This is a genomic window from Alphaproteobacteria bacterium, assembly GCA_016870095.1.
Taxonomy (GTDB): Bacteria; Pseudomonadota; Alphaproteobacteria; order Paracaedibacterales; family VGCI01; genus VGCI01.
On the sequence record VGCI01000010.1, the window covers coordinates 35,495 to 50,116 of the forward strand.

12 protein-coding genes are annotated in these 14,622 nt (G+C 39.0%); 7 read left to right on the forward strand and 5 right to left on the reverse strand.

Translation table 11 applies throughout. The features are described 5' to 3' along the window. Positions 1-155: 155 nt before the first annotated feature. Positions 156-1,277 (reverse strand): peptidoglycan -binding protein, encoded by a 1,122-nt coding sequence (locus FJX03_07635; protein MBM3633551.1) that lies wholly within the window; start codon positions 1,275-1,277, stop codon positions 156-158. A gap of 297 nt (positions 1,278-1,574) precedes the next feature. Between FJX03_07635 and FJX03_07640 the strand changes: the two genes are divergently transcribed. Continuing rightward, positions 1,575-1,844, forward strand: coding sequence for a hypothetical protein (locus FJX03_07640; protein ID MBM3633552.1), 270 nt, complete (start codon positions 1,575-1,577; stop codon positions 1,842-1,844). Positions 1,845-1,886: 42 nt separating this feature from the next. On the opposite strand, the gene FJX03_07645 is transcribed toward FJX03_07640, so the two are convergent. Together FJX03_07645 and FJX03_07650 are read right to left on the reverse strand one after the other, a co-directional pair. Beyond that, the gene (locus FJX03_07645; GenBank protein MBM3633553.1) at positions 1,887-2,111 is read right to left on the reverse strand and encodes a Trm112 family protein; all 225 of its coding nucleotides are present in this window, start codon (positions 2,109-2,111) and stop codon (positions 1,887-1,889) included. Between the two features lie 12 nt (positions 2,112-2,123). Then, positions 2,124-2,792: a hypothetical protein gene (locus FJX03_07650; GenBank protein ID MBM3633554.1), complete on the reverse strand. Its 669-nt coding sequence runs from the start codon at positions 2,790-2,792 to the stop codon at positions 2,124-2,126. A gap of 169 nt (positions 2,793-2,961) precedes the next feature. Between FJX03_07650 and FJX03_07655 the strand changes: the two genes are divergently transcribed. The 3 genes from FJX03_07655 (at position 2,962) to FJX03_07665 (ending at position 7,256) form a co-directional block, all read left to right on the forward strand. Continuing rightward, a complete protein-coding gene (locus FJX03_07655; protein MBM3633555.1) occupies positions 2,962-4,266 on the forward strand; it encodes an MHS family MFS transporter in 1,305 nt (434 codons plus the stop codon). Between the two features lie 477 nt (positions 4,267-4,743). Continuing rightward, positions 4,744-5,604 carry a hypothetical protein gene (locus FJX03_07660; protein ID MBM3633556.1) on the forward strand — a complete coding sequence of 287 codons (861 nt, stop codon included), beginning with the start codon at positions 4,744-4,746 and terminating at the stop codon, positions 5,602-5,604. Positions 5,605-6,152: 548 nt separating this feature from the next. Next, positions 6,153-7,256 (forward strand): TraB/GumN family protein, encoded by a 1,104-nt coding sequence (locus FJX03_07665; protein ID MBM3633557.1) that lies wholly within the window; start codon positions 6,153-6,155, stop codon positions 7,254-7,256. A gap of 813 nt (positions 7,257-8,069) precedes the next feature. On the opposite strand, the gene FJX03_07670 is transcribed toward FJX03_07665, so the two are convergent. Together FJX03_07670 and FJX03_07675 are read right to left on the reverse strand one after the other, a co-directional pair. After that, on the reverse strand, positions 8,070-8,876 hold the full coding sequence (locus tag FJX03_07670) for a glucose 1-dehydrogenase (GenBank protein MBM3633558.1): 807 nt from the start codon (positions 8,874-8,876) through the stop codon (positions 8,070-8,072). 126 nt (positions 8,877-9,002) lie between these two features. Further along, positions 9,003-10,619 (reverse strand): NAD(P)H-hydrate dehydratase, encoded by a 1,617-nt coding sequence (locus tag FJX03_07675; protein ID MBM3633559.1) that lies wholly within the window; start codon positions 10,617-10,619, stop codon positions 9,003-9,005. 105 nt (positions 10,620-10,724) lie between these two features. On the opposite strand from FJX03_07675, the gene FJX03_07680 reads away from it, so the two are divergent. From FJX03_07680 to FJX03_07690, 3 genes are read left to right on the forward strand one after another with little or no spacing between them, the layout of a single operon-like run. Continuing rightward, a complete protein-coding gene (locus tag FJX03_07680; protein ID MBM3633560.1) occupies positions 10,725-12,080 on the forward strand; it encodes an MBL fold metallo-hydrolase in 1,356 nt (451 codons plus the stop codon). Further along, positions 12,080-13,591, forward strand: coding sequence for a thymidine phosphorylase family protein (locus FJX03_07685; GenBank protein MBM3633561.1), 1,512 nt, complete (start codon positions 12,080-12,082; stop codon positions 13,589-13,591). Before FJX03_07680 ends, FJX03_07685 begins: the two co-directional genes overlap by 1 nt. Next, positions 13,578-14,471, forward strand: coding sequence for a ribose-phosphate pyrophosphokinase (locus tag FJX03_07690; protein MBM3633562.1), 894 nt, complete (start codon positions 13,578-13,580; stop codon positions 14,469-14,471). The genes FJX03_07685 and FJX03_07690 overlap by 14 nt, the downstream gene beginning before the upstream one ends. Positions 14,472-14,622 lie beyond the last annotated feature (151 nt).

Sequence of the window (14,622 nt, forward strand, 5' to 3'; positions counted from 1 at the left end):
CTTTTATTTTTAAACACTCTTGCTCAACCCATATTCATAAGAAAATCCTTATCTCATCGTAACGGATGTAAGTAAATTTTTTATGAAGATATAAACAATTTTTATTTTGCTGAATTTACCTCAAGAGTTTAACCCACACCTAGGTTTGGCAGTGTCTACCGTTGGTCGAGCCTAAACTCTATGCGGCGATTACGAGCCATGGATTTTTCAATATCCATGGAATTTTCTTTTCCATCAGCTTTCAAGCCTGTCCGAACCTCAAGAGGTTGGAATTCTCCAAAACCAGCTGCCACAAGATTTTTAGGCTCAATCCCTTGAGAAATCAGATATCGAACCACTGAAATGGCCCGTGCTGAAGATAACTCCCAATTCGACGGAAAGAGGGTCCGTTTAATTGGAACTGTGTCTGTATGGCCATCAACACGCAAAATCCAATTAATAGATGCAGGGATTTTTGCAGAAATTTCCTTCAAAGCAATGGCTAATTTATCCAGTTGCTCGAGCCCATCTTTGCCAAGTTCAGCTGAACCTCTATCAAATAAAACTTCGGATTGGAAAACAAATCGGTCTCCAACTACTCGAATATCATGACGATCACCTAAAACTTTCACCAACTTAGAGAGGAAATCTGAACGGAATTGACCTAATTGTCCTTTTTGGGTAGTCAATTGAGTGGGATCAACACCCTTTTTTTGGCTTATATCATCAACTTGCACTTTCAATAGAACATTTTCTGCTTGCACCGCTTCAAGTTCCCGACGCAAAGCTTCTAGTTCTGCTAATTTCTTAGCCAGAGTATCTTCGAGACGACGATGGAGATTTGCAAGCTCAAGCTCCTGTTCTTTATATTTGGCTTCGTCAGATTTAAGAGCTGAATTTAAATGATTAAGTGCCTCTTGTAACTCTATTATCTGCTGGCCCAGGTTTGCTGCTTTGTCTGCTTCTTGAGTCTTGGCAATTTTCTCAGCTGCAAGATTTTGCGCACTAATACTTAACTGGCTTGTCAAAGCTATAATTTGGGCTTCCAAGAGCGAGAGGGTCTTTTGTGCTTCTTCCTTAGATAGGCGTTCCATCTTGAGTTGACTTGATAAAGTATCAATCTGCTGATTCAAACTGAGTAAGGATTGATCTCTATCATTCAAAGCATCCGTTAAATATAACTGGGCTACCACAAACGTCATGAGAACAAAAATAATTACCATTAATACGGCAGCTAAGGCATCAACAAATCCAGGCCAAATATCAAAGCTATGGTGACGACGACGGGCAGCAAACATCTCGCGAAAATCCTTCTTAATGGAATTCTGATAGGTCATTCTATCGAAGAGTGGATGGTCTGTCTATTGGCCAGTTTCCCCTTCAATCATGGAATTATTTACCCGCAATAACGAATAAATTCAGTATTTAACTTTTTTGGAAGTTCTCCCAGGAACGAGTACAAAAAACTCCTAAACACACTATTTTCCTTAAATATTCAATAAATTCAAGAGCATATAAACCAAAAATTAATTATTTTTAGTTAAGCTGAGGTTTAAGTGCAAATGATTGCACGAAATTTACAAGGAGTAATGAAAATGTCTAGCCAAAACAGAGAACTTCAAACACAAGAAATTAAGAATATTATTCAAAATCAAGGTCAAGCAAACTTGGGTGGAACAGAATTCAAACTAAACAACCCAACACACAATGACTCAAATCTTCAAGCCATTGTTAATGCTCCAAACTTTACTTCAAGAGTATTGGGCACGCCAACACAAGATGGTGTACATACGTATGAGTTGAATGGTAATGGAAATTCAATCAAAGTAAACATTACATCACGCAATTCAAACCAAAATAACTAGTTTTTGATCTCGTTATTTATTAAGGAGGCCGATGAGGTCTCCTTAATTTTTTCTTTTCTTAGGAGGCGATTTTGAATTTGGAGTCGATTGCTTTTCTTCCAAATTACGAGCCTCATCAGCCAACATAATAGGAATTCCATTTCGTATAGGATAGGCAAGACCAGCCGAGCGACTCAGGAGTTCTTGATTTTTTTTATCATACTCTAAAGGCCCTTTAGTCACAGGGCAAACAAGTATCTCTAATAAGCAAGGATCAATTTCGGTCATTTGTATTTCTCATTAGTGACATGTTTCATTTCGTGTTTGAGAATCTAACACAGCCATTTCCATCAATGCTGTCATCAACTTAGATTGTTCTTGAGGATTACGAGACTCAAGCAAGGCCTGCTTTTCCCTAACTTCAAAAGGACAAGCCACTGATAACACATTCAAGAGTTGGTCGTTAGAAGCTTTTTCCAAGCTTTCCCAATCTGCATTTAAGTCATTAGTCAAAAGATATGATTTTAGACTTTTTAATAAGCGGTCGCGATCAATAGAAAAATCAAGCTTTTCAAGTACATCTCCCGGATAAGATTCATAGGAAACCCGCGCTTGACGGCATCCATTTTCTGGAGCCAATTCTTGTAAGATGTCGAAACGACAAACCCCCTTCAATATGACTGCTAAGGTATTTTCTTCCGTTTTTCCAAATTCAACAATTTCTCCAAGACATCCAGTAGAAAATAAAGGCGCTAAGACTTGCCCATCAAACAAGGTTGAGATGGGTTGAACCAAACCAATGTATTTGACTTCCCCTTCAATACAAGCCGCAACCATCGCTGCTTGAGCTGCATCAAAGATTGGCACAGGCAAAAGTGTACGGGGCATCAAAATCACACCTCGCAAGGGCAATAGGGGCAGGACTTCTGGAAAATTTGGCATTTGATAAATTGTATTTTGAGTCATCATTTAAATATTTGCAGAATTATGATATAAAATTCAAGACATTTGTTCATCCCCAACAAAAGTCTGAAGAAAAAGAAAGGCAACTTGACAAGACTTTGATAGCAAAATATAAAAACATCAAAATCTTGATTTTTCATTGAAGGGCCGTTTGTGAGCTTAGAAAGGAAATTCCATGAGTACTCATTCTAAGAATAACCGCCACATTACGTTATTAGCCAGCCTGGGATCAATAATAGAATATTATGACTTTGTTGTTTATGGGATGATGGCAAGTTATTTAAGCGCTGTTTTTTTCCCTCCCCAAAATCCTGCAACGGCTGTACTTCAGACTTTTCTTATTTTTGCTGTGGGATATTTTGCACGACCCGTAGGTGGGACGGTTATTGGCGTTATTGGTGATCGATTCGGACGTCGACCTGCCTTCTTATTATCTACGACATTAATGGCCTTAAGTACCCTGATGATTGCCCTTTTACCCAGTTATGATACTTTGGGTATTTATACTGTTTTGCTTCTTGTGTTTTTTCGAATACTTCAAGGACTCTCTTTTGGAGGGGAGCTCCCAGGAGCCATGACAATTGTTGCTGAATTTTCTCCCGATCATCGTCAAGGACGCAAAACAAGTCTTGTGCTTGCAAGCACAAGCCTGGGAGCGTTACTGGCCAGTGGAGTTCTTTATCTTATTTCCGCAAACCTGAATCAAACAGAAATTTTGTCCTGGGGATGGCGCCTTCCTTTTCTGGGTGGAGGCGTTTTAGGTCTTTTGTTACTTGTTGCTCGCCATACCATCCAAGAAACTCCTGTTTTCTTGAAAAATAAAACAGAGATTCGCAAACCACTTTTCTCACTACTCACTAACCACAAAAATTCTCTGTTAAAAGGGGCAGGACTCACCACCTTTTTGGCAGCTCTGATTATTACAAATCTTTATTTTCCTTATTTTATACCCAAATATTTTAGCTATGCGATAAGTGAGGTTTATAAAGGAACAACGCTCAGCCTAATTTTTGTCATCTTTGTTTTGCCATTAACAGGAATTTTTACTGATTACTTTTCTAAAAAAATAAAAATTCTTCGATGGATTTGTGGAAGTTACATTGTGTTCTCTATCCCCATTTTTTCTCTTCTCCTAACAAGCAATAAAATGGCTTTAATTGCATTTTTAATGATTCAACAATTTTATATTGCTCTTTTTTCTGCAAGTTTTTTCCCAACATTAATTCGCATTTTTTCATCTCAAGTTCGCTATACCAGTATCGCTCTATGCTACAATTTTTCATGGGCTTCCCTGGCAACCCTTCCTATGGTCTATACAGCTCTCCTCGATTTTTTTGAATCTCCTTGGGTTGTTCCAATAATATTGTCTGGCCTTGCAGGGGTATCCCTTCTCGCAACGTCAAACATAGATCAAAACGAACAGATTAACGATACACCTATTCAAGAAATTGACTCCATAAAATATGATCTTGTTGGTTAGTCTTCAATCGTTTTTAGGGTTTATTTGAGGATATAATCTGCAAAAAAGAATTCCTTTAATTGGTTACCCTAATTTTTTATGTCCCGTGCGACAATAAAGTCTTCGTCCATAAGCTATAATAAATATTAGTATTAAATGTTGTTATATTGATTGTGGCGTGGATTATAGGCTCCACGTGGCCTCTAGAGATAAAATCAATATAGACCTTATTACCCTAATTTTTTGTTTTGGCATGAACACTTACTTCTATGTATCGACATCTCAGATGTAAATGACCTCGCAAAACACCATAACGGACATTATAGGGTATACAACCATACGTCGTCATGCATGTTTGGGTACAAGAATTCCAATGCCTATGTGTTAGAAACACTGATTATGGGCTCTGATAAAATTGCCGTACTTTTCTTTTGGCAACGACGGAGGTAAAAATATTCTGTCTTACTTTCAGGGGTTAATCCAGTTGAAAAACCAGGGATGCAACTGATGTACAATAAGGATTTATATGACGAAAAACAGGTAGCTTTAGAAGTTGATAAACTTTGCTATCCGTTTTTACAGCCAAGGGGTTTTTCCTTCTTTCAATTTAAAAGAATTTATAAGGACGGTTCTTTCGTAATTTTGGCGAACCGCCCTGAATATTTTCAAGATTATTTGGAAAAAGATTTAATTGACCCACGTCATACAATTTCAATTTATATTCGTCAATCCTCAATATTTTTCTGGGATGAATCCTTATCTAGCCCTCGACTTTCGCTTATAAAAGATGAATCAGGTATTCACCATGGACTTACCATTATTAGCCGAAGAAAGAATTTTTTTGACTGCACAACTTTTGGTATGCCTGAGCATCATCCCTGCCCATTTGCTTATTACTTCCACATCTTAAAAGAACTCCAAAAATTCTCAGAACTTTTCCCCAGTCGAGCGCGTATATTAATAGAAAAATCATCGGAAAATTCCTTAAAATTTTATAATCCCGGCCAACCCTTCTATCGCAAAGGGTTTTTTCTTCCTAAACGCTCTGCTCGTTTCCAAATTGGTGAGGACCCCCTGGACTATATAACAACTTATGAAGCGTTGTGTGTTCAGCTATTGCAAGATGGAAAATCATATAAAGAAATAGGCTCAATTCTCTCGATGGCTCCCTCTACAGTTGAGACACATCTGAAGCGCTTAAAAGCAAGAACAGGACTCACCTTACAAGAACTTACTTTACAATTCTTCCAAAAAAGTAATGGCAAGCGTATTGTCAATTTAGAATCCTCCAAAAATTTCCACCCCATAACACCTCTTGACCCAAAAAAAAGAAAGCAATCAACACGCGCACTCAAGTGATAATCTGAAATTTTTACACTAGAAGTACTTTTAAAATGCATTCCAAACGATATCCCTATTTTTTCCCCAAATACTCATTTACACCCCTAAATATTTCAAAAATTTCCAGCGCTACATTTTTCCTTTTAATTCCTTTCTTACGAAAGAAAAGCATATATGAGGTGTGACATACATGGCTTGAAAAATATCTACGGAAATTATCAGTAAGTAAGGTACTTAGGTAGCGTATACGTAAAAAATTTCACCAAACTCTCGAGTGAGATTTGAGGGATTTCTTTCATGAATTATGCTTATTTTTTGGGCTCACCTATAAAAAATATTAAAATTAATACCCCCCGGATATAATAATATTTTCTTCTTCCCCTTCGCTAAAATATTTATGTAATGTCATTATTCTTACAAAAACAAATTTATCAATGCTTTGTCTAATAATTTTGAAATATACCACAATTTGATTTATTAAATATTCCTGTGTATAAAGAGATTAAGTATAAATTAAGCATGTGAATATACATTCACATTTTAAATGAATATGGGAAAAATTTTATATGATTATAAAAACGCTTTTTGTAGTTTTGTCGCTTCTATTGGGAACGATAAGCCAGGCTGCTGATAACTCATCGCAAGAAGCACAGCAAAATGAATTTACCTATTATGAACTTTATCGGGCAAAACGAGAAAGTCGAACCGTCTATATTCATGGCACTATGCATACACGATCTCTCGAGAATAATCCCCCCATTCTCAATAGAGCTATTCAGAATGCAAAAGCCATATTCATTGAAAATTTTAGTGATGATAAGGAAAGTTCAGATGATACTGAGGGTGTCGAAAGTTCAGGTGACATCCATGATTCTCTAAAAGCGAAACTATTGCGCAAAGATGATGAACCTGATTGGTTAAATTTATTTAAGACCCACCCTTTTTTAGATGGATCTAGAACTACAAATCTTTACATTTATTTGAAAGATACGTGTGCAGAAAATATAAGCATAATGACCCACGGATTATCTTTTGATGAATTTCTAAAAAGCACCAGTGCTTTTGGAATTTTTACATTAATTTGTACTGCATTAAACCAGGAAACGAGCAATCCAAATTTAAGTTATGATCGTAGGCTTTTTGATATGTTTAGAACCACGAACAAGCCTACTGAATTTTTAGAAACAATGTCTGAGATTCAAGAGACTCATCTCGATGGTCTATATCCAGATAGCATAACCCAAATTCTTGAAAAAAGTAGTCAGGATACCTTAAGCTTTTTAAATTTTATCTGTGAAGTCATATCAGGAATGGAGCAAGAGCTCAAACAGCATACAACTCTTTACAAATCGGGAAGAGGAATTATATTAAGAAGATTGTTACCAAATTCTTCGCCATTTATAGATGCGAGAACATCTTTATGGTTTACAAAATATTTTGGAATCCATCCTCAGCCTATTATTGATGAAAGTCTTTTCTGCATGGGATTGGGTCACCTTCATCCTCACATTAATGAGAGTTATGGTATTCTGACTCCCGGGTTTTTATGTAGACTTGAAGATGGAGGTTGGAGGTTAGAAAATCTAAGTTTGAATGGAGCTTGGATTCCTTGGTCTACCAAAAGCTATTTAGATAAATTACGTCAGAATGAAGAAATGCAGAAAACATAAAATGGAAATGCCAAAATGTAAGAAATAAATAAGAAGATAAAAATCGCTAATGCCTCAGAGTCAACTCCATGAAGATAAGTTCTCATCCCAATAATTTTCCTTGATTAAACTTGTTTAGGCATAATGCCATATCAAGGATTCTTAATAGTGAAGAAACGTCCCTCAATTAATTTACGTTAGAGTTCTTTATTATGCCTTATCAAGATTCTCCAAAAGAAAAAGTTGGAAAGCAGCACTATGAATTGGAAGCAGAAATTTTATTGTACCTGCGCAAAAAAAACGACCAGAAAAGCACATTTGGATGAAGGAGAGTTATAGACAAATTCTATTAGATGCAGCAGAAAAAAATCCTATAGAAGCCCTTGCAAGATGGCAAAAAGTGTCCGCTGATTATAGCTTTATGTCATGATCAGATGCTCTTTTGGGCCCTCAGCAGCGAAATATAAATGAAGTTGTCAGTACAGCAGATCGAATTCAATAGCACGCCTCTGGACCCAACATTTGAAGACATTCTCAAAGCTTATCAACATGGAACAAAAAGAATCCCAAGGAGAAGTGGCTGTGGAAGTTCATCTCCTTGAATGAAAAGTATTTCAGAACATCCGGGACTGCCCTTGAGAGAAACAAAATAGATAAGAAACTAAGCCGTATTGTTGAAATTTATAAAGGGGATGAAAAATTTAAGTAATAGGGAGTAGCTTCTCAAAGCGATGCTGCAATCCAAATACTTAAGGAAAAAATTCAAATGTGGAAGTGCCAACTCTCAAGCGGTATGAGCTTAAACTTGTGACTAATCATAAAGATTATTAGACTCTATTGACTCTTTGGCGAAGCTGCTGATCCTGCTAAAATCCCCCCATCAATCGTAATGTCAGTTCCAGTTACATAACCTGATTCATCACTGGCTAAATACAAAACAGCGTATGCAACATCTTTAGGATCGCCCATTCTTTTAAGAGGAATGCCTTCAGCTAAGTCCGAAATCGCTCTTTGACGGCCTTCGCCATGTTCTCCCAATATATCGTTCCATAGTGGCGTTAAGATAGCTGCTGGTAGAACGGCATTACAACGAATATTATACCTCTTTTGAGCACAATAGAGAGCAACGGTTTTTGTGTGATTGCGGATAGCTGCCTTACTTGAAGCATAGGCTGCGGCACTTGGAATCCCAACGACCCCTGAGCGGGATGACATATTAATGATGGAGCCCCCTCCCCCTTTCATAAGGGCAATACCATATTTACAACCTAAAAAGGTCCCATTAAGATTGACTGCATGAATATGATGCCAGCTTTCTAAACTTGAATTTTCAGGGTCTAAAGGACCTAAATGAGTAGCTGATCCCATGATGCCAGCATTGTTAACGAGTATATCCAGCTTACCAAATTGTGACTTTACAAACTGCGTTATTGCCTGCCACTCCTCTTCACGAGATACATCTAACGGGTAAAAACAAGCAGAGGGCCCAAGATCTTTAGCAACCTTTTCACCTTCTCGCTTAAGGATATCTGTAATAATTACGATAGCTCCTTCTTGAACAAGCAATTCACAAATGGTTTTTCCAATTCCTTGAGCTGCACCTGTGACGAGAGCTATCTTTCCTTTGACTCGGTCTACCATTTGTCACCCTCGATTTCTAATTAAGTTATTAAACATACTGAGAGACTTTTTAGAAAGCTGCCAAGAGTTATAAACACCCTCCAATTGCCCTCTCTTTTTGTGATCAATCCTAGCACCTCCTTTATATCATTTGCCCTGCTTAACATCTCTACCCTTAGAAAATCCTTGCAATACTATCGGAAGTTGCTGAATGATATCTGACGCCATTAGAAACCCTGCACCCGATGTTCCACTGTACAAATCAACTGCACAACCAGCTAAATACATAGCCACAACGGCAGCTTCAGATGGGGATAATCCTTGAGCTAAAAGACCAGCGCAGATACCAGCCAAAACATCCCCACTTCCTGCTGTGGCTGCAGCGGAATTTCCAGTTGGGTTTAAAAATAGCTTGCCATCAGGACAACCGATAATACTGGGAAAGCCTTTTAGAAGGATCACACAATTCCAAGCTTTCGATTTTTCTTGCAGCAGTGTCAAACGATTTTCTGAGGTTAAGGGGATAGTTTTTAAGAGTCGTTGAAACTCTCCCTCATGAGGGGTCAAAATCCACTTTCCATGTGCATGTGTTCGAATAAAATCTTCGCCCATTTCGGCCAAAATATAAAGTCCATCCGCATCAATAACCGTTGGTTTATTGGCACATTCTATAAATAATTGCTCGATTAATCTTCCAGTTTCTTTTGATCTTCCCAATCCACAGCCAATTAAAGTGGCTTTACATTTTCGGCTTCTTTCTAAAATTTCTGATAATGACTCAACTCCAAGGGTTCCTGTATCCGTTTGCTGTAATCCTAAAGTAATCGCTTCAGGGCAATAATTTTGGACAATCGGTTGCGCAGACGGCACCGTTGTACATATAACGCCACCGACACCTGCTCGAGAAGCTGCCTGCACCGAAAGAGCCGCCGCACCGGCATAATCACGCGATCCGACAACTGCCAGGAGATAGCCAATCTGATATTTATGGGTGACACGATACCGTTTTGGTAACCACGCTTGAATCAGAGCATGATGAGCAATAGTGACACAATAACTCTCGTTCGCAATACCTCTCAAAGCAGAATGCGGAATGCCAATATCAACTACTTTATAATGTCCTGTATAATCAGGGCCATCATTCAGTAACAAGCCAATTTTTGCTACAGCAAGAGTTAGGGTAAGATCAGCATTAACTGCAATACTTTCAACCCTACCCGTGGTTGCATCTAAGCCGCTGGGAATGTCTACGGATATCACCGGTACATGTTGTTGATTTAACCATGTAATTATCTCCTCAAAAAAGGGACTTAAGGCTCCTTTAAAACCGGTCCCCAAAAGAGCATCAATAAAAAAATCTGCATCAGCAATAGATACAAAATCTTCTGAACATTGAAGATGTTGTATCTTTCCTTTGTTTCCTTTGGCAATTATTTGTTGCGTTGTGTGTAAATTATGTTGTGCATCGGCACTTAAATTCTTTGACTCCGTTAAGATATAAACTGTAACTTCGGTACCGCTTAAAAGCAGAAAACGTGCTATAGCCAAACCATCTCCACCATTATTACCTTGCCCACAAAAGATACCAACGCGTTTATCGGATAAATGTCCAAAGCGATCTGCTATCATTTGGGAAACGGCTTTTCCCGCTGATTCCATTAAAGTTAAAGAAGATATACCAAGCTGATCGATTACCCAACGGTCAACCCTTTGCATTGCATCACCGCTAAGTGCGATATCTCGGATAATTTCTGAGTTAGGCAAGATAAAACCTTAATCCTCTTTATTCAATTTTTCTTTATCGCTTCCTTAACAACTCTAATTTATGATTTACTCTAATAAAAGAGAATTTTTTATGAGAAGAATTTGATGAAATTAACATTTTTTGGAGGTGTGGGAACTGTTACGGGTTCAAAATATTTACTGGAAACAGGCAGCAAAAGAGTTTTGGTCGATTGTGGACTTTTTCAAGGTAAAAAAGAACTCAGACTTCAAAATTGGGCTGCCCTACCGATTGATCCGAAAACCATCGATACAGTTCTTATAACTCACGCTCATATCGATCATACTGGGTATATCCCTCTCTTAGTTAAAAATGGATTTAAGGGCCGCATTTATGCGACAGAAGCAACAATAGAATTATGTAAGATTTTATTGCCCGACAGTGGTTATCTTCAAGAAGAAGATGCCAGGCGAGCGAATAAATATGGCTACACAAAACATGCTCCTGCTTTACCCCTTTATACAAAAGAGGAAGCTATTCGATCTTTGGATTATTTTGTCCCTGTTAGTTTTGAAAAGCCTGTACAAATTTTCAAGGATTTTCAAGCAAGTTGGCATCGGGCAGGCCATATTTTGGGGGCTTCCTTTATACACTGCAGGAGCGAAGAGACGCGTATTCTTTTTTCGGGAGATATCGGACGACTCCAAGACCCCATTATGAAACCACCTGTTCCAATCGAGGCGACTGATTACTTAGTGATAGAATCAACCTATGGAGATAGGCTGCATGAAGTGAGTAACCCTATGGAGAAAATAGCGCGGGTTATAAATCGTACCGTCAAACGCGGCGGAACAATTCTAATACCGGCGTTTGCCGTAGGTCGTGCCCAAGCGCTCCTTTATTATATATCTAAAATCAAGGAAGCCAACCTTATCCCAGATCTTCCCATTTATTTAGATAGTCCCATGGCCATTGATGCGACAAAAATTATGCATAGTCATCCTCGTGACCATCATCTTTCTAAAGAGGAATGCAGGCTAACATGTCAAGTCGCAAAGTATGTTAATACAGCTGAAGAATCTAAATGGCTCGATTCGCAAGCTTTCCCAAAAGTTATTATTTCCGCAAGCGGTATGGCCACAGGTGGGCGTGTTCTCCATCATCTTAAAGTGTTTGCTCCAGATCAGCGAAATACCATCCTACTTTCCGGGTATCAAGCTGCGGAAACACGGGGCGCTTCTATCCTTGAAGGCAAACCAGAAGTCAAAATCCATGGTGAATGGGTGCCTATACGTGCGGAAGTTGCCAATATCAGCGAACTTTCTGCTCACGCAGATTACGAAGAAATTCTAACATGGATGAAAGGATTTCAACATTCACCTCGGAAAGTTTTTATCACCCATGGGGAACCTAACGCCTCCCTCAGCTTGAAAAAGCACATTGAAGACCGGTTTGGGTGGCCATGTTCAATCCCCAAATACTTAACCGTTGAAAGCTTATAATGAAAAAAGAAGGTTGTGGTGCCCTGCGCCTTAAATATTTGGGGATTAACACGTATAAAGAGAAAGTTCTTTACCTCCCTGTCGATGCTGATGTATGCCGCTCAGAAGGATTCGAAGTTCACGCCCGCGTAAGAGTTGCTGTTAATCAGAAGCAGATCATTGCTACCTTAAATTTTGTGGAAAATGGACTTTTATCTTCAAATGAAGCTGGACTTTCTAATGCAGCCTGGGATAGTTTAGGAGCCTCGCAGGGTGATCAAGTTTTCATTTCTCATACATTACCTCTTCATTCTTTTAATTCAGTACGTTCTAAAATCTATGGCCATTCTCTCAACCAGACACAAATTCATGATATTATTGCAGATATAACTACAGGCCTCTATTCAGATATTGAGGTTGCATCTTTTCTGTCTACTTGCGCTGGAGGGCGATTAAACCCTGATGAAATTGTTTATATGACCCAAGCGATGATCGAGACAGGGAGTCGCCTATCCTGGAACGTAGATCAAGTCGTTGATAAACATTGCGTGGGGGGAATACCTGGTAATCGGACCAGCCTTATTGTTGTTCCTATTATCGCGAGTTATGGTTTAATCATGCCGAAGACATCCTCGCGAGCCATTACCTCTCCTTCCGGCACAGCGGATACTATGGAAGTTCTCGCACCTGTAAATCTTGATCTGCCAACGATGCATAAAGTTGTGAATCAAGAGAATGGCTGTATTGTGTGGGGTGGCTCGGTCTCTCTTAGTCCTGCAGATGACATTTTAATTGCTGTGGAACGTGTTCTTGATATTGATAGTGAAGGCCAATTGATTGCTTCTGTGCTCTCAAAAAAAATTGCAGCTGGCTCAACACACATCGTTATCGATATGCCGATAGGGCCCACAGCAAAAGTTCGAACGCCAGAGATGGCCAAACTTCTCAAAAGATATTTTCTCTATGTAGCTGATGCACTTGGTGTTTGTGTTAACGTCATTGAGTCTGATGGCCAACAACCCGTTGGCAGGGGAATTGGGCCATCTTTGGAAGCAAGAGATATTTTAAAAGTTCTTCAAGGTGATCCGGATGCGCCCCTGGATTTGAAAACCCGTTCACTTGATTTAGCAGGGCACATACTTGAATTTTCAAATAAGGTTTCGAAGGGGGAAGGAAGGCTTATAGCGACCAGAATTCTGGAAAGTGGCGCAGCTTGGAACAAATTTCACGCCATCTGCGAAGCGCAAGGTGGATTTCGTGAACCAAAAACGGCTCAATATACTCATACCATCGAAGCAGAAGAGGCAGGACAAGTTAAAAGTATCGATAATCGGCACCTTGCAAAAGTTGCCAAACTTGCCGGTGCTCCTTATGATCAAACGGCGGGAGTTGATTTGCACACACCTATAGGTTCGCTTATTGACTATGGACAACCCCTGTTTACCATTCATGCTGACTCCAAAGGTCAATTATCATATGCTCTGGATTACCTGAACTTAAATAAGGATATTATTAACATTGAAAAAGAGTAGCACCCTTATTTTTTCATTATTTGGTTCTGATCATTTTGTCAATGAACTCACAAAAATGCTGGAGTTTGAAAAGATTCAAATGATCTGCCACCAATTCCCGGATGGAGAAAGCTATTTAAGATACGAGTCACCTGTTTTGGGAAAAAAAATCGTCATCATCGATACGCTGGATCGCCCCAATGAAAAAATTCTGCCTCTCATTTTTGCTGCCGAAACCGCAAAAGACTTGGGAGCAACTGAGGTTGGTTTGATTGCTCCTTATTTAGCTTATATGCGCCAAGATACCCGCTTCCACACCGGTGAAGCCATTACATCAACTTACTTTTCAAAATTAGTTTCCCAAGCTTTTGATTGGATGATTACAGTGGATCCTCATCTCCATCGATACCATTCACTTAGTGAGATTTATACGATACCAACTCAAGTCGTCACGGCAGCACCTGTGATCTCCTCTTGGATTCATAAACACATCAAACAACCCCTATTAATTGGTCCAGATGGAGAAAGCAAACAATGGGTGTCACAAATTGCAGAAGCTATCCACGCTCCTTACACCGTACTTGAAAAGCTGCGATTAGGTGATCATGATGTTAAAGTCTCCATTCCCAATATGGAAAGTTTTCCTGATCATGTTCCCGTCCTTGTAGACGATATTGTTTCAACAGGACAGACGATGATTGAAACCATACGCCACCTCAGGTCTCTGGAAACAAAACAACCTGTTTGTGTCGCTGTCCACCCCATATTTTCAGGGATTACAACTCAAACATTGATCGAGGCAGGTGCGCAACAAATCGTTTCTTGTAACACCATCCCTCATAACTCGAATCAACTGGATCTTTCCCAAAGTTTGGTGCATGCACTGAAAAACTTCATTTAATAATTCTGTTCCTCATAAAAGGCAAAATAACACACCCATTTTTTCCCTTCATTAAGTTCTAAAGGTTAGCCTGAGTGTGTCTTAAACCTGAACTTATCTTTGGCTTTTTTTAAGTAAAAGTCTCTTTATTCGGGGTTTAATTTTTTGATAT